Source organism: Enterobacter sp. JBIWA003, from assembly GCF_019968825.1.
GTDB lineage: Bacteria > Pseudomonadota > Gammaproteobacteria > Enterobacterales > Enterobacteriaceae > Enterobacter > Enterobacter quasiroggenkampii.
In genome coordinates this window covers 2,963,381-2,980,779 of sequence record NZ_CP074170.1, presented here as the reverse complement: position 1 = coordinate 2,980,779, position 17,399 = coordinate 2,963,381, and the positions used below count along the sequence as shown (strand labels likewise).

At 55.4% G+C, this 17,399-nt stretch carries 17 protein-coding genes and 1 pseudogene; 9 read left to right on the top strand and 9 right to left on the bottom strand.

The annotated features are described in order from the left end of the window. Window positions 1-46 precede the first annotated feature (46 nt). Window positions 47-1,018: a lauroyl-Kdo(2)-lipid IV(A) myristoyltransferase gene (gene lpxM / locus KGP25_RS14355; protein WP_045908211.1), complete on the top strand. Its 972-nt coding sequence runs from the start codon at window positions 47-49 to the stop codon at window positions 1,016-1,018. A 45-nt stretch (window positions 1,019-1,063) separates the two neighbouring features. On the opposite strand, the gene pyk is transcribed toward lpxM, so the two are convergent. Beyond that, on the bottom strand, window positions 1,064-2,506 hold the full coding sequence (pyk, locus tag KGP25_RS14350) for a pyruvate kinase (RefSeq protein WP_008500455.1): 1,443 nt from the start codon (window positions 2,504-2,506) through the stop codon (window positions 1,064-1,066). 140 nt (window positions 2,507-2,646) lie between these two features. Next, window positions 2,647-3,516 (bottom strand): MurR/RpiR family transcriptional regulator, encoded by an 870-nt coding sequence (locus KGP25_RS14345; RefSeq protein ID WP_023312229.1) that lies wholly within the window; start codon window positions 3,514-3,516, stop codon window positions 2,647-2,649. Window positions 3,517-3,872: 356 nt separating this feature from the next. Here KGP25_RS14345 and zwf point away from each other — a divergent pair, with 356 nt between their 5' ends. The 3 genes from zwf (at window position 3,873) to kdgA (ending at window position 8,074) form a co-directional block, all read left to right on the top strand. Then, window positions 3,873-5,348 carry a glucose-6-phosphate dehydrogenase gene (zwf, locus tag KGP25_RS14340; protein ID WP_023312228.1) on the top strand — a complete coding sequence of 492 codons (1,476 nt, stop codon included), beginning with the start codon at window positions 3,873-3,875 and terminating at the stop codon, window positions 5,346-5,348. Between the two features lie 233 nt (window positions 5,349-5,581). Next, window positions 5,582-7,393 carry a phosphogluconate dehydratase gene (gene edd / locus KGP25_RS14335; RefSeq protein WP_223539178.1) on the top strand — a complete coding sequence of 604 codons (1,812 nt, stop codon included), beginning with the start codon at window positions 5,582-5,584 and terminating at the stop codon, window positions 7,391-7,393. A gap of 39 nt (window positions 7,394-7,432) precedes the next feature. Further along, window positions 7,433-8,074 carry a bifunctional 4-hydroxy-2-oxoglutarate aldolase/2-dehydro-3-deoxy-phosphogluconate aldolase gene (gene kdgA / locus KGP25_RS14330; protein ID WP_008500459.1) on the top strand — a complete coding sequence of 214 codons (642 nt, stop codon included), beginning with the start codon at window positions 7,433-7,435 and terminating at the stop codon, window positions 8,072-8,074. Window positions 8,075-8,115: 41 nt separating this feature from the next. Here kdgA and purT read toward each other — a convergent pair whose 3' ends face one another. Continuing rightward, window positions 8,116-9,294: a formate-dependent phosphoribosylglycinamide formyltransferase gene (gene purT / locus KGP25_RS14325; RefSeq protein ID WP_223539177.1), complete on the bottom strand. Its 1,179-nt coding sequence runs from the start codon at window positions 9,292-9,294 to the stop codon at window positions 8,116-8,118. A gap of 171 nt (window positions 9,295-9,465) precedes the next feature. Here purT and KGP25_RS14320 point away from each other — a divergent pair, with 171 nt between their 5' ends. After that, window positions 9,466-10,116, top strand: coding sequence for a DUF533 domain-containing protein (locus KGP25_RS14320; RefSeq protein ID WP_008500461.1), 651 nt, complete (start codon window positions 9,466-9,468; stop codon window positions 10,114-10,116). A gap of 85 nt (window positions 10,117-10,201) precedes the next feature. Beyond that, complete coding sequence (gene ptrB / locus KGP25_RS14315) at window positions 10,202-12,262, top strand: oligopeptidase B (RefSeq protein ID WP_045908214.1); 2,061 nt, start codon at window positions 10,202-10,204, stop codon at window positions 12,260-12,262. On the opposite strand, the gene exoX is transcribed toward ptrB, so the two are convergent. The 3 genes from exoX to KGP25_RS14300 all read right to left on the bottom strand — a co-directional run bounded on the left by exoX (window position 12,259) and on the right by KGP25_RS14300 (window position 13,937). Continuing rightward, a complete protein-coding gene (gene exoX / locus KGP25_RS14310; protein ID WP_008500463.1) occupies window positions 12,259-12,921 on the bottom strand; it encodes an exodeoxyribonuclease X in 663 nt (220 codons plus the stop codon). The genes ptrB and exoX overlap by 4 nt on opposite strands. 24 nt (window positions 12,922-12,945) lie before the next feature. After that, entirely contained in the window at window positions 12,946-13,596 is a 651-nt protein-coding gene (locus tag KGP25_RS14305; RefSeq protein WP_223539176.1) for a carbon-nitrogen hydrolase family protein, read from the bottom strand. 110 nt (window positions 13,597-13,706) lie between these two features. After that, window positions 13,707-13,937 (bottom strand): DNA polymerase III subunit theta, encoded by a 231-nt coding sequence (locus KGP25_RS14300; RefSeq protein ID WP_008500465.1) that lies wholly within the window; start codon window positions 13,935-13,937, stop codon window positions 13,707-13,709. Between the two features lie 137 nt (window positions 13,938-14,074). Here KGP25_RS14300 and yobA point away from each other — a divergent pair, with 137 nt between their 5' ends. Genes yobA through KGP25_RS14285 form a run of 3 tightly spaced genes read left to right on the top strand, consistent with a single transcriptional unit; the run spans window position 14,075 to window position 15,672 of the window. After that, window positions 14,075-14,446 (top strand): CopC domain-containing protein YobA, encoded by a 372-nt coding sequence (yobA, locus tag KGP25_RS14295; RefSeq protein WP_048029432.1) that lies wholly within the window; start codon window positions 14,075-14,077, stop codon window positions 14,444-14,446. Window position 14,447: 1 nt separating this feature from the next. Continuing rightward, on the top strand, window positions 14,448-15,317 hold the full coding sequence (gene copD, locus KGP25_RS14290; protein WP_223539175.1) for a copper homeostasis membrane protein CopD: 870 nt from the start codon (window positions 14,448-14,450) through the stop codon (window positions 15,315-15,317). Window positions 15,318-15,333: 16 nt separating this feature from the next. Beyond that, window positions 15,334-15,672, top strand: a complete 339-nt coding sequence (locus KGP25_RS14285) for a YebY family protein (protein WP_048029434.1) — start codon at window positions 15,334-15,336, stop codon at window positions 15,670-15,672. Window positions 15,673-16,048: 376 nt separating this feature from the next. On the opposite strand, the pseudogene KGP25_RS14280 reads toward KGP25_RS14285, so the two are convergent. From KGP25_RS14280 to KGP25_RS14270, 3 genes and pseudogenes are all read right to left on the bottom strand, one after another. Continuing rightward, window positions 16,049-16,366 (bottom strand): annotated as a pseudogene (locus KGP25_RS14280) (integrase); the annotation flags it as partial. Between the two features lie 71 nt (window positions 16,367-16,437). Continuing rightward, complete coding sequence (locus KGP25_RS14275; RefSeq protein ID WP_045908220.1) at window positions 16,438-16,890, bottom strand: DUF3828 domain-containing protein; 453 nt, start codon at window positions 16,888-16,890, stop codon at window positions 16,438-16,440. 1 nt (window position 16,891) lies between these two features. Next, window positions 16,892-17,251 carry a hypothetical protein gene (locus KGP25_RS14270; RefSeq protein WP_048223729.1) on the bottom strand — a complete coding sequence of 120 codons (360 nt, stop codon included), beginning with the start codon at window positions 17,249-17,251 and terminating at the stop codon, window positions 16,892-16,894. Window positions 17,252-17,399 lie beyond the last annotated feature (148 nt).

The following is a 17,399-nucleotide window of genomic DNA, read 5'->3' as shown; positions in this document are numbered from 1 at the left end:
TACACTATCTGAATAATTTTTTGCGTCATCAGACCCTGGATCCAGCATGGAAACCCAAAAAAACAATATTGAATACATTCCTGAGTTTGAAAAATCCTTTCGTCATCCGCGCAACTGGGGCGCCTGGCTTGGCGTTTATGCCTTTGCGGGGATAGCGATGCTGCCGGCTTCCGTCCGCGATCCTGTCCTGGGTAAAATTGGCCGTCTGGCCGGGCGTTTTGGCAAGAGTGCCCGCCGTCGCGCGCAGATCAACCTCTATTACTGTTTTCCGGAAAAGAGTGATGCCGAGCGCGAGGCAATCATTGATGAGATGTATACCACCGCACCGCAGGCCATGGCGATGATGGCGGAGCTGGCACTGAAAGGGCCGGATAAAATTGTCGATCGCGTTGACTGGAAAGGGCTGGAAATCATCGAGGAGATGCGTCGCAATGACGAGAAAGTCATTTTCCTTGTCCCACACGGCTGGGGCGTTGATATTCCGGCGATGCTGATGGCCTCTCAGGGCCAGAAGATGGCGGCAATGTTCCACAATCAGGGCAATAAGATTTTCGATTTTGTCTGGAATACGGTGCGTCGTCGTTTTGGCGGGCGCCTGCATGCCCGTAACGATGGCATTAAGCCCTTCATTCAGTCGGTACGTCAGGGATACTGGGGCTACTATCTGCCGGATCAGGACCACGGCCCCGAGCACAGCGAGTTTGTCGATTTCTTTGCGACCTATAAAGCGACGCTCCCCGCGATTGGTCGCCTGATGAAAGTTTGTCGTGCCCGGGTGATCCCGCTGTTCCCGGTCTATGACGGCAAAACGCATCGCCTGAGTATTGAGGTTCGTCCGCCGATGGACGATCTGCTCACCGCCGATGACCACACCATTGCGCGTCGGATGAACGAAGAGGTGGAGATTCTGGTGGGACCGCATGCCGAACAGTACACGTGGATTTTGAAGCTGCTTAAAACGCGCAAACCGGGCGAAACAGAGCCGTATAAACGCAAAGAGCTGTATCCAACGAAATAAAAAAAGCCCTCTCCATCTGGAGAGGGCTTTTTAACAGAGACGTTATTACTCGACGGTCATAACGCGGGTGGTGTTGGTTGAGCCGATGGTGCTCATCACATCGCCCTGGGTCACAATGACGATATCACCAGAGACCAGATAGCCTTTGTCACGCAGCAGGTTTACGGCATCGTGCGCGGCGGCCACGCCGTCATTGGTGCTGTCGAAGTGAACCGGCGTCACGCCGCGGTAGAGCGCCGTCAGGTTCAGCGTACGTTCGTGACGGGACATGGCGAAGATCGGCAGACCTGAGCTGATACGTGAGGTCATCAGCGCGGTACGGCCAGATTCGGTCATGGTGATGATCGCGGTAACGCCCTTCAGATGGTTTGCCGCATACATTGCTGACATCGCAATCGCTTCTTCCACGTTGTCGAACTGCACGTCCAGACGGTGTTTAGAGACGTTGATGCTTGGGATCTTTTCAGCTCCCAGGCAGACGCGCGCCATGGCGGCCACGGTTTCTGCCGGATACTGGCCCGCTGCGGTTTCTGCGGAGAGCATCACCGCATCGGTTCCGTCCAGCACGGCGTTTGCCACGTCCATGACTTCTGCACGGGTTGGCATCGGGTTAGTGATCATCGATTCCATCATCTGAGTCGCGGTGATCACCGCGCGGTTCAGCTGACGTGCGCGACGAATCAGGGCTTTCTGAATACCGACCAGCTCAGGGTCGCCGATTTCCACACCCAGGTCGCCGCGCGCAACCATCACCACGTCAGACGCTAGGATCACGTCGTCCATGGCATCCTGATCGCAAACGGCTTCCGCACGCTCAACTTTGGCGACGATTTTGGCATCGCAGCCTGCATCGCGTGCCAGGCGACGCGCATAGTTCAGATCTTCGCCGCAGCGCGGGAAGGAGACAGCCAGGTAATCAACGCCGATCAGCGCAGCCGTCACGATGTCCGCTTTGTCTTTATCGGTGAGCGCCTCTGCAGAGAGGCCGCCGCCCAGTTTGTTGATGCCTTTATTGTTGGAGAGCGGGCCGCCGACGGTAACTTCGGTGAACACTTTCATGCCCTGAACTTCCAGCACTTTCAGCTGTACGCGGCCGTCATCAAGCAGCAGGATATCGCCAGGTACGACGTCAGCCGGGAGGCCTTTATAGTCGATACCGACTTTTTCTTTATCGCCTTCGCCTTTGCCCAGGTTGGCATCCAGCAGAAATTTGTCGCCGATATTGAGGAAAACTTTCCCCTCTTTAAAGGTGGAGACACGAATTTTAGGACCCTGCAAATCGCCGAGGATAGCAACGTGGCGGCCCAGTTTAGCTGCGATTTCACGCACTTTATCGGCACGTAATTTATGGTCTTCTGGCGTACCGTGAGAGAAGTTCATACGCACCACGTTGGCACCGGCGGCGATAATTTTTTCGAGATTATTATCGCGATCGGTGGCCGGGCCTAAGGTGGTTACGATCTTGGTTCTGCGAAGCCTTCTGGACATGTAATACTCCGTTGACTGAAACAACTTTGGTGTTGCGTGAACATTGAATCGGCCTTCATCTGCTGCAAGGCAGCGGCGAGGGGACCGAATGCCGTAAATCGTTACATCGTCATTATTCGTGACGTCTTCGTTATCAACTATCAGGGAACATCGCTCTTTATAAGCAATTCTTTATCAAAACGCGATTCCTTCAGCGCTTCCTTGACCCGCTTCAAGTTATCCCGGAATTTTGCCCCCCGACGTAAGGTAAAACCGGTCGCGAGCACGTCAATCACGGTGAGCTGGGCCAGGCGGGAGACCATCGGCATATAAATGTCGGTGTCTTCCGGCACGTCGAGGGTGATCGCCAGCGTTGCCTCACGCGCCAGCGGCGTGCCTGCCGTTGTGAGGGCAATCACCATGGCATCGTTTTCACGGGCCAGCTGCGCCAGCTCTACCTGACTCTTGGTGCGGCCGGTATGCGAAATCAGTACCACGACGTCATCTTCACTGCAATTCATACAGCTCATGCGTTGCAGGACAATGTCATCGGAATAAATCACCGGGACGTTAAAGCGGAAAAATTTGTTCATGGCGTCATGCGCGACGGCTGCCGACGACCCGAGCCCAAAGAACGCAATTCGCTTGGCCTGGGTGAGTAAATCCACCGCGCGATTCACGGAGCTCATGTCCAGTGACTGACGGACGTGGTCGAGTGAAGCCATGGCCGACTCAAAAATTTTCGCGGTATAGGCATCAACGCTGTCGTCTTCATCCACATTACGATTAACATAAGGGGTGCCGTTAGCCAGACTTTGCGCCAGATGCAGTTTAAAATCAGGAAAGCCGCGCGTTTCCAGGCTGCGGCAAAAGCGATTGACCGTGGGTTCGCTAACACCCGCTTCCTGTGCCAGAGCGGCGATGCTTGAATGAATCGCCTGAGCGGGAGAGGCGAGAATGACCTCGGCCACTTTTCGCTCGGATTTGCTAAGGTGTTCCAGTTGAAACTGGATTTTTTCCAGCATGTTCATGTTAACAGGATGCTCATGGGTGTAAACGATTTCATAAATTGATGAAATCGTGATTCGATTTAGCCGATATTACCCTTGTGGCTTCCATTAAGGGTAACAATCGACAAGATAATGTTGTTGTTTTTTTTCATTACTTGATCGGTGTCGGGTTTTGCTATGACCCTGTTGCGCAAAGAAACGACGGTTGTTGCGTCATTAAGCCGTCGAAATCATCCGAAGGGTGAAAAATCGCGGTATCGCACGCGACGATAAGCGCTAATGGTTTCGGGAATGACGTAAAAGCAGTACAGTGCATTGTAATAAAATTACAACGATACCTGGCAGAAGTACCAGGTGATCCAACTGAGGAGAATGACATGGCGGTAACGCAAACAGCCCAGGCATGTGACCTGGTCATTTTCGGCGCGAAAGGCGATCTTGCACGCCGAAAATTGCTGCCTTCCCTGTATCAACTGGAGAAAGCGGGCCAAATTCATCCGGATACCCGTATTCTGGGTGTAGGGCGCGCCGACTGGGACAAGGACGCTTATACCAAAGTTGTCCGCGAGGCGCTCGAAACTTTCATGAAGGAAAAAATTGATGAAAGTTTGTGGGATACCCTGAGTGGACGTCTCGATTTCTGCAACCTGGACGTTAATGATGTCAGCGCGTTTACCCGCTTAGGCGCGATGCTGGATCAGAAAAACCGTGTCACGATTAACTATTTCGCCATGCCGCCAAGCACCTTCGGCGCCATCTGCAAAGGCCTGGGCGAAGCCAAACTGAACGCCAAACCGGCGCGCGTCGTGATGGAGAAGCCGCTGGGTACGTCGCTGGCAACCTCGCGTGAAATCAACGACCAGGTGGGCGAGTTCTTTGAAGAGTGCCAGGTCTACCGTATCGACCACTATCTCGGTAAAGAGACGGTACTGAACCTACTGGCACTGCGTTTTGCCAACTCGCTGTTTGTGAATAACTGGGACAACCGCACTATCGACCACGTGGAAATCACCGTGGCAGAAGAGGTGGGTATTGAAGGCCGCTGGGGTTACTTTGACCAGGCCGGCCAGATGCGCGACATGATCCAGAACCACCTGCTACAGATTCTGTGCATGATTGCCATGTCTCCACCGTCTGACCTGACGGCGGACAGCATCCGTGACGCAAAAGTGAAAGTGCTGAAATCGCTGCGCCGCATCGACCGCTCCAACGTGCGTGAGAAGACCGTTCGCGGCCAGTACACCGCCGGGTTTGCGCAGGGCAAAAAAGTGCCGGGCTACCTGGAAGAAGAGGGCGCGAACAAGTCCAGCAACACCGAGACGTTCGTGGCGATCCGCGTGGATATCGACGACTGGCGCTGGGCGGGTGTTCCGTTCTACCTGCGCACCGGTAAGCGTCTGCCTGCGAAATGTTCCGAAGTGGTTGTCTACTTTAAGAACCCGGAACTGAACCTGTTCAAAGAGTCCTGGCAGGAGCTGCCGCAGAACAAGCTGACCATTCGTCTGCAGCCGGACGAGGGCGTGGATATCCAGATCCTGAACAAAGTGCCGGGCCTGGATCATAAACACAACCTGCAGACCACCAAGCTGGATCTGAGCTACTCCGAAACCTTCAACCAGACGCACCTGGCCGATGCGTACGAGCGTCTGCTGCTGGAAACCATGCGCGGTATTCAGGCGTTGTTCGTGCGTCGCGATGAAGTGGAAGAGGCGTGGAAATGGGTCGACTCCATCACCGAAGCCTGGGCTGCCGATCAGGATGCGCCAAAACCGTATCAGGCGGGTACCTGGGGGCCTGTCGCGTCGGTGGCGATGATCACCCGCGATGGCCGCTCCTGGAATGAGTTTGAGTAAGATAATCCGCTAGCCCGAAAGTGTTATTTTACCGGTAACATGATCTAACACAGCTCGTGGCACAATTTTCAACTTTTAAGCTCCGCGTGGATTCACCCGCGGAGCTTTTTTTATTACACTGCCGGAAGTGATTTTGCCCCTGAGCTCCGGACAGCAAGCGTTTCAGCGTTGTTAACAACTGCCAGCGACTTTGTAAACTCCCGAGCCCGGACAGATAAATGAGAGGAGCTTTTATGAATCCGACATTGTTACGCGTAACAAAGCGCGTTATTGAGCGCTCGAAAGAGACCCGTTCGGCCTACCTCGCCCGGATTGAGCAGGCAAAGAGTAACACCGTCCACCGATCTCAACTGGCCTGCGGTAACCTGGCGCACGGCTTCGCCGCCTGCCAGCCTGACGATAAAGCGTCGCTGAAAAGCATGTTGCGTAACAATATCGCTATCATTACCGCCTATAACGATATGCTCTCTGCGCACCAGCCCTATGAGGTTTATCCGGATATCATCCGTAAAGCGCTGCACAGCGTGAATGCGGTCGGCCAGGTGGCGGGTGGGGTACCCGCCATGTGCGACGGCGTAACGCAGGGTCAGGACGGTATGGAGCTCTCCCTGCTGAGCCGCGAAGTGATTGCCATGTCCGCGGCGGTGGGCCTGTCACACAACATGTTTGATGGCGCGCTCTATCTCGGCGTGTGCGACAAGATTGTTCCGGGCCTGGTGATGGCCGCGCTGTCGTTTGGTCATCTGCCTGCGATCTTCGTGCCCTCGGGCCCAATGGCAAGCGGACTGCCGAACAAAGAAAAAGTCCGTATCCGCCAGCTGTACGCGGAAGGGAAAGCAGACCGTCAGGCGCTGCTGGAGGCGGAAGCCGCGTCCTACCATGCGCCGGGCACCTGTACGTTCTACGGTACCGCGAACACGAACCAGATGGTGGTGGAGTTTATGGGGATGCAGCTTCCGGGCTCATCCTTTATCCAGCCGGACGCGCCGCTGCGCAAAGCGCTGACCGAGGCTGCGGCCCGTCAGGTCACGCGTCTGACCGGCAACGGCAACGAATGGATGCCGATGGGCAAAATGGTCGACGAAAAGGTCATCGTCAACGGGATTGTCGCGCTGCTGGCAACCGGTGGGTCAACCAACCACACCATGCACCTGGTGGCCATGGCGCGTGCTGCGGGCATTCTGATTAACTGGGATGACTTTTCCGAGATCTCTTCCGTGGTGCCGTTGATGGCGCGCCTGTACCCGAATGGCCCGGCGGACATTAACCACTTCCAGGCCGCGGGCGGCGTACCGCTGCTGATGCGCGAGCTGCTGAAAGGCGGTCTGCTGCACGAAGATGTCAACACCGTGGCGGGCTTTGGCCTGCAGCGCTACACCCAGGAGCCATGGCTGAACAACGGCGAGCTGGACTGGCGTGATGGGGCGAGCGCGTCTCTTGATGCGCAGGTTATCGCCACCATCGACAAACCGTTCTCTCCTCACGGTGGCACCAAAGTGCTCAGCGGTAACCTCGGTCGCGCGGTGATGAAGACCTCTGCCGTACCGGAAGAGAACCAGATTATCGAAGCGCCGGCGGTGGTATTTGAAAGCCAGCACGACGTATTACCTGCCTTTGACGCCGGTATGCTCGATAAAGACTGCGTGGTAGTGGTGCGTCATCAGGGGCCTAAAGCCAACGGGATGCCAGAATTACATAAACTTATGCCACCACTTGGTGTATTATTGGACCGCCGTTTCAAAATTGCACTGGTGACCGATGGACGCCTCTCTGGCGCCTCAGGTAAAGTGCCTTCAGCCATCCACGTGACGCCGGAAGCGTACGACGGTGGCCTGCTGGCGAAAGTGCGTGACGGTGACATGATCCGCGTTAACGGTCAGACAGGCGAGTTAACCCTGCTGGTGGATGATGCCGAACTGGCGGCACGTCAGCCCCATATTCCTGACCTGAGCGCGTCGCGCGTGGGAACAGGACGCGAAATGTTTGGCGCGCTGCGTGAGAAACTCTCCGGTGCTGAGCAGGGCGCAACCTGTATTACGTTTTAAGACGACTTGATTTTAACGATCTGGCGAGAGAAAACTCTGATGAAAAACTGGAAAACAAGTGCAGAAGCAATCCTGACCACGGGCCCTGTCGTGCCGGTTATCGTGGTAAACAAGCTGGAGCACGCTGTACCGATGGCGAAAGCGCTGGTTGCGGGCGGCGTTCGCGTTCTGGAAGTGACCCTGCGTACCGCCTGCGCGATGGACGCCATTCGCGCCATTGCTAAAGAAGTGCCGGATGCCATCATCGGTGCGGGTACCGTGACGAACGCAAAACAGCTGGCTGAAGTGACCGAAGCGGGCGCACAGTTTGCCATCAGCCCGGGCCTGACCGAGTCGCTGCTGAAGGCCGCGACCGAAGGCACTATTCCGCTGATCCCGGGTATCAGCACCGTCTCTGAACTGATGCTGGGCATGGACTACGGTCTGAAAGAGTTTAAATTCTTCCCGGCGGAAGCGAACGGCGGCACCAAAGCGCTGCAGGCGATTGCGGGTCCATTCTCTCAGGTACGCTTCTGCCCGACAGGCGGTATCTCTCCTGCCAACTACCGTGACTACCTGGCGCTGAAAAGCGTGCTGTGCATCGGTGGCTCATGGCTGGTTCCGGCGGATGCGCTGGAAGCGGGCGACTGGGATCGCATCACCAAACTGGCTCGCGAAGCGGTGGAAGGCGCGAAGCAGTAAGTCATTCGTCGCATGAAAAACGGGCCTTTCGGCCCGTTTTTTTATCCCTCTACCTTAACGCTTGCTGCGGCCGCTTTCGCTCTTGCCACGGCGTCGTCAACGTTATCCGCGGTGGCTAATGCCACGCCGAGACGACGGGTTCCGTCGATCTCCGGCTTACCGAATAAACGTACCTGCAACCCGGCACCCACCGCCGCGTCGACGTTATCAAACGTAACGTTCTGGCTGGTTAACTGCGGCAGGATCACCGCCGAGGCGGCCGGGCCGTACTGACGGATACCGCCGACGGGCAGGCCGAGGAAGGCGCGCACGTGCAGAGCGAACTCGGAAAGATCCTGCGAAATGAGCGTGACCATGCCGGTGTCATGCGGGCGAGGGGAGACTTCGCTGAAGATCACCTCATCGCCGCAAACAAACAGCTCCACGCCAAACAGGCCATAGCCGCCCAGCGCCAGGACGGTTTTACGGGCGATCGCCTGCGCACGTTCCAGTGCCAGAGCGCTCATCTGCTGCGGCTGCCAGGATTCGCGGTAATCGCCATCCTCCTGGCGGTGGCCAATCGGGTCGCAGAAATGGACGCCGTCAACGGCGCTGACGGTCAGCAGCGTGATCTCGAAATCAAATTTCACCACGCCTTCGACGATGACGCGACCGGCACCGGCGCGGCCACCCTGCTGGGCGTAATCCCACGCCTTATCGAGCGTGCTGCTGTCGCGAATGAAGCTCTGTCCTTTACCGGAAGAGCTCATCACCGGCTTAACGATGCACGGGTAACCAATCTCCTCTATGGCCTGCAGGAATGCGGCCTTATCGCCAGCAAAACGATAGCTCGAGGTGGGCAATTCCAGCTCTTCCGCCGCCAGGCGACGAATGCCTTCGCGGTTCATGGTCAGCTTTGCGGCTTTCGCGCAGGGCACCACGCGCTGGCCTTCCTGCTCAAGCGCAATCAGCGTATCGGTGGCGATGGCTTCAATTTCCGGTACAACGAAATCGGGTTTCTCGCGCGTAATCAGCTCGCGAAGGGCATCGCCATCCAGCATGTTAATCACATAAGAACGATGGGCGACGTGCATGGCGGGCGCATCGGCGTAACGGTCTACGGCGATGACTTCCACGCCTAAACGCTGGCACTCAATAGCGACCTCTTTTCCCAGCTCGCCCGATCCCAACAGCATCACTCGCGTCGCCGCAGGTCGCAGCGCGGTTCCTAAACGAATCATAACAATCCCCCTGAAAAAGTTGCGGGCAGTATAAACGAAAACGTTTGCGTCTGTCTTGTGCACCGCTAAGCGCGAGAGGAAGAAATTTGCGCTTCTTTAGCCCGGCCAGACATTTCCTGACGCCTGCTCGCTTACGCTGTGGAACATATTCACCGTTAAGTGAGGGAAACCATGTCTGGCTGGCTAAATCAATTGCAATCACTGTTAGGGCAGAAAACATCGTCTTCCGGCGAGCGGGACCTCAGTAAACTGCTGGTACCCGGGGCGCTCGGCGGCTTGGCTGGCCTGCTGGTCGCGAATAAATCCTCGCGCAAGCTGCTGGCAAAGTACGGGACAGGCGCGCTGCTGGCCGGTGGGGGCGCCATTGCGGGCACCGTCCTGTGGAATAAATACAAGGACAGGGTCCGGACCGCGCACAGCGACGAACCGCATTATGGCGAGCATACTTCGCCGCTGGATCTGCGTACTGAACGGCTGATCCTGGCGCTGGTTTTTGCCGCGAAAAGTGACGGGCATATTGACGATAAGGAACGACTGGCGATTGAACAGCAGCTGCGTGAAGCTGGCGTTGAAGAGAAGGGCAGAGCGCTGGTGGCGCAGGCTATTGAACAGCCTCTGGAGCCGCAGCGTCTGGCGCAAAGCGTGAAAAATGAGGAAGAGGCGCTTGAACTCTATTTCCTCAGCTGTGCCGCCATCGATATCGATCACTTTATGGAACGCAGCTACCTGAATGCGCTTGGAGACGCGCTGAAGATCCCCCAGGACGTGCGTGAGGGCATTGAGCGGGATATCCGGGAACAAAAACAGGCGTTACAGGGATAGTGCTCGCCGTTGCGATCCGGTTTCGCTTGCATCATGCGTGGGTTTTGCCAACCTTATAGGGTGTAAAACTAAAAAGAATGATGACATGCCACCGAAAGCCCGACGTATACCTTATGCGATCACCACGCATGGCGATACGCGTATAGACAACTATTACTGGCTACGGGACGATTCGCGCTCCCGGCCAGAGGTGCTCGACTATCTGCACGAGGAAAATGACTACGGCCGCAAGGTCATGTCCAGCCAGCAGACGCTTCAGGACCAGCTGCTGAATGAGATGGTGCAGCGCATTCCTCAGCGCGATATCTCGGCGCCCTGGACCAAAAACGGCTATCGCTACCGCCATATTTACGAGCCCGGCAACGAGTATCCCATCTACCAGCGTCAGTCGGTGCTGAGCGCCGAATGGGATGCGTGGGATATTCTGCTGGATGCCAACCAGCGCGCCGCCCACAGCGAGTTTTATACTCTGGGCGGCATGTCCATTTCACCGGATAACGCGGTAATGGCGCTGGCGGAGGATTATCTCTCGCGTCGCCAGTACGGCCTGCGTTTTCGCAATCTGGACACCGGCAACTGGTATCCTGAAATGCTGGAAAACGTCTCCCCGGATTTTGTCTGGGCGAATGATTCCGAGACGGTTTACTACGTCAAAAAGCATGCCTCTACGCTGCTGCCCTATCAGGTATGGCGACATACCGTGGGAACGGACTCTGCAGACGACGAGCTGGTCTATGAAGAGAAAGACGAAACGTTCTATGTCAGCCTGCATAAAACCTCCTCGCGCCATTATGTGATTATCTTCCTGGCCAGCGCCACGACGTCGGAAGTCCTGCTGCTGGATGCCGAACTGCCCGATGCCCAGCCGCTCTGTTTCCTGCCGCGCCGGAAGGATCATGAGTACAGCCTGGATCACTTTCAGCACAGCTTTTATCTGCGCTCGAATCGCGAGGGTAAAAACTTTGGTCTCTATAAAACCAAAGTGCGCGATGAGCGCAAGTGGGAGGTGCTTATTCCCGCGCGGGATCAGGTGATGCTGGAAGGGTTCACCCTGTTCACCGACTGGCTGGTGGTGGAGGAGCGTCAGCGCGGGTTGACCAGCATCCGGCAAATCAACCGTAAAACGCGGGAAGTGGTGGGGATCGCGTTCGATGACCCGGCCTATGTGACGTGGATTGGTTTCAACCCGGAACCTGAATCCTCGCGGCTGCGCTACGGCTACTCATCGATGACCACACCGGACACCCTGTTTGAGCTGGACATGGATACGGGGCAGCGCCAGGTGATTAAACAGACCGAGGTCAAAGGGTTTGAGTCTGAAAACTACCGCAGCGAGCACCTGTGGGTCACCGCCCGGGATGGCGTCGAGGTCCCCGTCTCGCTCGTCTATCACAAAGCCCACTTCCAGAAAGGCAAAAACCCGATCCTGGTGTACGGCTACGGCTCCTACGGCTCAAGCATGGATGCCGATTTCAGCAGCAGCCGATTAAGCCTGCTCGATCGCGGCTTTGTTTTCGCCATCGCCCATATTCGCGGCGGCGGTGAGCTGGGGCAGCACTGGTATGAGGACGGGAAATTCCTGAAAAAGAAAAACACCTTCAATGACTACCTCGACGTCTGCGATGCGCTGATTGAGCAGGGCTATGGCGATCCGCAGCTCTGCTTTGGCATGGGCGGCAGCGCGGGAGGCATGCTGATGGGGGCGGTGATCAACCAGCGCCCCGAGCGCTTTAAGGGGATTGTCGCGCAGGTGCCGTTTGTCGATGTGGTGACGACCATGCTCGATGAATCCATCCCGCTTACAACAGGGGAGTTTGAAGAGTGGGGCAATCCGCAGGATGAGATTTACTACCGCTATATGAAAACGTACAGCCCGTACGATAACGTGGAAGCGAAAGCCTATCCCCACATGCTGGTCACCACCGGTCTGCATGATTCTCAGGTGCAGTACTGGGAGCCGGCAAAATGGGTGGCGAAACTGCGGGAGCTGAAAACCGACGACAACCTGCTGCTGCTGTGTACCGATATGGACTCCGGTCACGGCGGGAAATCGGGTCGATTTAAATCCTACGAAGGGGTTGCTCTGGAATATGCCTTCCTGATTGGCCTGGCGCAGGAGACGCTGCCAGGCCGTGCGGAGCGTTAAGCTTCGCCCAGATAATGTTTCAGCGTCAGGCGCAGTTCCGGGCTCATTTTGTCGAGGTTGTTATACAGCCAGCGTAAATAGCCCGGGTCTTTATCCGCAATATCCGACACCGCTCTGCCCCGGTATTTACCAAAGGTAAACGTGGTCAGCAGTGCGGGGCGTCCGGTAATCGTCGCCATATCGTCCGGCGTCCAGCCCGAGGTGTTCATAATATCGATGAGTAGCGCGGCGGTGATATAGCAGTCATACAGGGCCCGGTGATGGTGAAGCCCTTCAGGCGTGCGGACGCTGAGCTTGCGGGACTTGTACAGCGCCATATTGCTGTATTTAATGCCCGGCCAGAGGCGACGCGCCAGCTTCATGGTACAAATCCATTCCCCCGGCATCTCAGGTAGCACCCGGCGGTCAAAACTGGCGTTATGCGCGACGTACCAGGGGCTACCGTAATAGTGGGGAATGATCTCTTCGATCCACGGCTTGTCCGCCACCATCGATTCGGTAATGCGATGGATAGCCATCGCCTGAGGGCTGATGGGGCGATCGGGACGCACCAGATGGCTCATAGGGTTGACGATTTTACCATCAACCACGTCGACAGAGGCCACTTCCACAATTCCGCCCTGAAGATCGCAAGTTTCGGTATCGATGACGCGCAGCATTGAACACTCCTGAGCTTAAAACGCCTAGCCTAAAGGAATGATATCGCCTTGCCAACCCTCTCCGCCGAGCGAGCCGGTCAACAGCAGCTCGCCCCGATCGGCGCGGACGATCAACTGACCTTTTTCATCCCACAGCGCGCTACCGCCGCAGGCGTTCGCCATCAGCACCGCAATGGCATATTTATGCGCGAAGCGCTGCAGGGTACTGATGGACTGCCGCCAGCGGTGATCCTCCACGGACTGGCTGCTGGTAAACAGCGACGCTCTGGGATCGAGATTGGGGGAATCGGCATGCGCATCAATAATGCTGAGCTGTTTCTCCCCCGGCACCAGGCTGGCACCGCTACCTTGCGGGTAGCGCAGGATGCGGTGACGGGCGGGCGTGAAGAGCGCGAGGCCTTTCTGGCGCTGACCGTTCCGTTCCAGGGGGAGCCCGGCAATCACGGTAATCCGGTAAAAATGCGCCGCGTCCAGCAGCGGTTCCAGCTGCGCGTCATCGGGTGGGGGAGGTAGCGTAGTGTTACCCGAGCCTGTTAATGAGAGTTCAGGGAACACCAGCAGATCGCACCGCTGCCGTGCTGCTTCGGCGATGAAGCGCAGGTGGTGCGTGATATGGTCATCGACACTCTGATGCTGCCCACCATACTGGGCTGCCGCTATATTCCAATCTGACATCGTGACTTCCTTATACACTGAGTCGCAGAGATTTAAGAATACACCTAAATTTATCAGGGTTTTCTTATCCTGCCAGATTCAGCGTAAGGAAGTGTAACGGCTCGTTAAGCTTATTTAACTTTAGGTTCGTACGGTAAACGGGAGAGGTTAACCGAGGCGAGACGGTGGGCGATGAGTCTTTCGCGAAACCAGTCGCGCAGATGGGCGGGCTGTTCCCGTTCAACGACTTCAGCCACGACAGGCATGTTGTAACGCTCTTTGAACGCGACGCCAGCGGCAGCGAGATCGACATTCACTTTATCCATCTCGTCCTGTGGAAGGGCGGCCAGATTGATCTTCATTACCTTCTCCTTTTTCTGCGGCGGCAACGTTACCGCGATTGCACGACGATGACAAGCGGAGGCAGGATGTTCCTCGACTCGTTTATTATACAGCGTTATTCTTTAGCATACAGACATAACAAAAAGGAATGATTGCGATGGGTTTCTCCGCTTCCCGCGCGGTATGCGCACTGGTTTTTCTGACCTCTACAATGATGACCTCCTCCGCGCTGGCGCATGCGCATCTTAAGCAGCCGATCCCGGCAGCGGACAGCGTGGTGAGCGCTCCGCAGGCACTTACACTGCATTTTTCAGAAGGCATCGAACCGGGATTTAGCGGTGTGGTGGTGACGGACGCACAAAAGCAGGTCATCAAAACGGGTACCGCTACGCGAGACGAAAAGAACAAGGCGCAACTCACGGTTCCGCTGGAACAAACGCTGACGTCAGGGACGTACCAGGTGGACTGGCATGTCGTCTCTGTAGACGGTCATAAAACCAAAGGCAGCTATCACTTTAGCGTGAAATAGCATGCTGGCGCTGTGTTATATCGGGTTGCGCTTTATCCATTTCGGGGCGCTGATGCTGGTTTTTGGCAACGCGCTTTACAGCGTCTGGTTTGCGCCTTCCTCTCTCCAGCGGCTGATGTCCCGGCGTTTCCAGCTGCAGCAGAAAGTGGCGGCCTTAGTGAGCCTGACGGCTGCACTCCTGATGTTTATGCTTCAGGGCGGCTTGATGGGTAACGGCTGGGGAGATGTGTTTGCCCCGCAGGTCTGGTTCGGCGTGATGAGGACACAGTTTGGCGGCGTCTGGCTGTGGCAAATGATTCTCGCTGCGATGACGGTCGCTGCAGCATGGCTCGCGCCGCTGAAAGGTTCGCGGCTGCTGCTGCTCGCCATGGGCCAGCTTATCCTGCTGGCGGGAGTAGGGCACGCGGCGATGAACGACGGTCCGATGGGGGCGTTGCAGCGCCTTAATCACGCTTTTCACCTGATCTGTGCTGCTACCTGGCTTGGCGGATTACTGCCCCTGCTATTCTGCATGCGTCTGGCGAAAGGGCGCTGGCAGAATGCCGCCATCTATACCATGATGCGCTTCTCGCGCGTGGGCCATTATGCCGTCGCGGGCGTGCTGCTCAGCGGAGCGATCAATGCGCTCATGATACTGGGCGTCCATATTCCCTGGCAGGCTGGCTACGTGCAGTTTTTGTTGTTCAAATGTGCGCTGGTGGCGTTGATGGTGGTAATTGCGCTGGCAAATCGGTATTTTCTGGTGCCACGGTTTCGTCCGGAGACCGGGCGAGCACAACAGATTTTTATCAGGATGACACAGGCAGAAGTGGTGCTGGGGGTGCTGGTACTGGCAACGGTCAGTCTGTTCGCCACCTGGGAACCCTTCTGACAAGGTTAAATATCATATGAAAAAGACAGTACTTTCTCTCATATTGCTGGCCTGCACGGGGAGCGCGTTAGCCGCACCGCAGGTTATCACCGTCAGCCGTTTTGAAGTGGGCAAGGATAAATGGGCGTTCAACCGCGAAGAGGTGATGCTGACCTGCCGTCCGGGCCATGCGCTGTATGCCATCAACCCGAGCACGCTGGTGCAATACCCGTTAAATGAAACCGCCGAGCAGCAGGTGGCCAGCGGAAAGAGCAGCGGCCAGCCGATTAGCATTATTCAGATCGATGACCCGGCGAATCCTGGCCAGAAAATGAGTCTGGCCCCGTTTATCGAGCGCGCCGACAAGCTCTGCTAACTGTTCAGGTTTCCAATAAAAAACCGCAAATGCTTGCGAAAGCACTGCGGTTTTTCACATTTTATGATGCTCTGGCGCTTTTTTTCCGACCGCTTTAGCTGTGGACTGGAAAACCTGGCGTCGTCATCTATTCTTAAAAGGCAAGGCGACTTAGCCTGCATTAATGCCAACTTTTAGCGCACGGCTCTCTCCCAAGAGCCATTTCCCTGGACCGAATACAGGAATCGTATTCGGTCTCTTTTTATTTGCATTCTATTTCAGTCACTTACGGCGCTCCGTCCGAAAATGTCCTGAAATTGTCCGAACTTCAATATCCGGCATTTCTCGTTATACCATACCGTTTTTAACATTCACAATTCATTTACACGCAAATTTATCAAATCATCATGAATGCTTTTTTCCTGCTGTCCAGGTACTTTGTGGTCATTTTTTCTGACTTGTGACCGAACAGCCGCTGAACAAACTCCTTCTCGTACCTCCTCCCCGACAGGCTTCGGATCTCATGAAATGACGGTGGTCTGTCTGTAAACTCAAGCCCTGAATAATTCCTCGTCTTTACAAACCCTTTCGTAAGACTATCCAGATTTATACTGCCGTCATGGCTGTTTTTTCGGATCCCTGAGCTTACCAAAAAATCGCACCGGCTAACCAGGCGGCAGCAATCGCTCACTGTAGATAGCCGCAGGCCCGGTGCTGCTTTCCGGCGATACGGCAGGGGAATTTGCGAAGATGCATTGCATCAGTACCCCTGTCATATGGTCGTTATCATTTAGTGCTTAAATTGTCTGGTACGTCCGCGCCTGCAACGGACTGTATTTTCCAGGTTCCATCCTCTTTCACCATGCAATCAATCACGGTGTGATCTTTCTTTTTGCCGAAAGAAATATAAACCTGCATGCATGCTGCATCGAAATCGAGTCCCACGGCGCTGACAACACCCCAGTCATCGTAATAATCCTGAGACTTAATGAACATATCAACATCGGGAACGTCGTATTCATTGGGATCAAGCTTATCCATGGCTTCGAGTTTGTGGATGGTGTCGCGGGTTACGTACTTACCCAGTGCGGCATAATCGGCCTCTGGCTGCTTGTCGCTCATAATCTGCGAGATGTACCATTTATTAAACTGCAACGCTGCATCCACTTCTGGTGGTAACTTCCCCGCAGCTGACGCTATCAAGGGAAGTAACAAGGCTGTCAGGATAATTTTTCTCATATTAGTTATGCCTGTAAATTTCGTATGCGGGTTGTATTTCTCTGTACCCCTTTCCTGGGTACATCGAAGACTGAACAAAATCAGAATACCAGACACCGCTTCCGCTATAGATGCACGCATGGCCCCAGGGGTGTCCGGGGATAGGCTGAATAACTGCCACGTCACCTTTAATGGGTGTCCCGTAAACGAGATGGAAACCGGCAGCAATCAAATTGCTTTTCATATCCTTAGCGTAATGCGTGTTGTGAATATTCGCACCGCCTGCGCGAATGGCCTTCGAGACAAATTCGGCACATCTTTTTTGACTATGAGCGCCGGCATGCTGGCGAGCATACGAAACGGCGCTATTTGCATTCCACATAATGTTTTCCTTGTCAATTGAATGAGTAACTGGAAAAAACATTACGCCAATAAGTTAGGCATTTATGTAAGGAATGGTGACTTGCGATTAACCACTATCGGTATGATTTATGGGAATAAATTAAATAATAAACCAGCCTGATGCCCGC

Excerpts from the sequence above, each read along its gene's own strand:
- lpxM (WP_045908211.1), top strand. The coding sequence starts at position 47 with ATGGAAACCCAAAAAAACAATATTGAATACATTCCTGAGTTTGAAAAA.
- pyk (WP_008500455.1), bottom strand. The coding sequence starts at position 2,506 with ATGTCCAGAAGGCTTCGCAGAACCAAGATCGTAACCACCTTAGGCCCG.
- KGP25_RS14345 (WP_023312229.1), bottom strand. The coding sequence starts at position 3,516 with ATGAACATGCTGGAAAAAATCCAGTTTCAACTGGAACACCTTAGCAAA.
- zwf (WP_023312228.1), top strand. The coding sequence starts at position 3,873 with ATGGCGGTAACGCAAACAGCCCAGGCATGTGACCTGGTCATTTTCGGC.
- edd (WP_223539178.1), top strand. The coding sequence starts at position 5,582 with ATGAATCCGACATTGTTACGCGTAACAAAGCGCGTTATTGAGCGCTCG.
- kdgA (WP_008500459.1), top strand. The coding sequence starts at position 7,433 with ATGAAAAACTGGAAAACAAGTGCAGAAGCAATCCTGACCACGGGCCCT.
- purT (WP_223539177.1), bottom strand. The coding sequence starts at position 9,294 with ATGATTCGTTTAGGAACCGCGCTGCGACCTGCGGCGACGCGAGTGATG.
- KGP25_RS14320 (WP_008500461.1), top strand. The coding sequence starts at position 9,466 with ATGTCTGGCTGGCTAAATCAATTGCAATCACTGTTAGGGCAGAAAACA.
- ptrB (WP_045908214.1), top strand. The coding sequence starts at position 10,202 with ATGCCACCGAAAGCCCGACGTATACCTTATGCGATCACCACGCATGGC.
- exoX (WP_008500463.1), bottom strand. The coding sequence starts at position 12,921 with ATGCTGCGCGTCATCGATACCGAAACTTGCGATCTTCAGGGCGGAATT.
- KGP25_RS14305 (WP_223539176.1), bottom strand. The coding sequence starts at position 13,596 with ATGTCAGATTGGAATATAGCGGCAGCCCAGTATGGTGGGCAGCATCAG.
- KGP25_RS14300 (WP_008500465.1), bottom strand. The coding sequence starts at position 13,937 with ATGAAGATCAATCTGGCCGCCCTTCCACAGGACGAGATGGATAAAGTG.
- yobA (WP_048029432.1), top strand. The coding sequence starts at position 14,075 with ATGGGTTTCTCCGCTTCCCGCGCGGTATGCGCACTGGTTTTTCTGACC.
- copD (WP_223539175.1), top strand. The coding sequence starts at position 14,448 with ATGCTGGCGCTGTGTTATATCGGGTTGCGCTTTATCCATTTCGGGGCG.
- KGP25_RS14285 (WP_048029434.1), top strand. The coding sequence starts at position 15,334 with ATGAAAAAGACAGTACTTTCTCTCATATTGCTGGCCTGCACGGGGAGC.
- KGP25_RS14275 (WP_045908220.1), bottom strand. The coding sequence starts at position 16,890 with ATGAGAAAAATTATCCTGACAGCCTTGTTACTTCCCTTGATAGCGTCA.
- KGP25_RS14270 (WP_048223729.1), bottom strand. The coding sequence starts at position 17,251 with ATGTGGAATGCAAATAGCGCCGTTTCGTATGCTCGCCAGCATGCCGGC.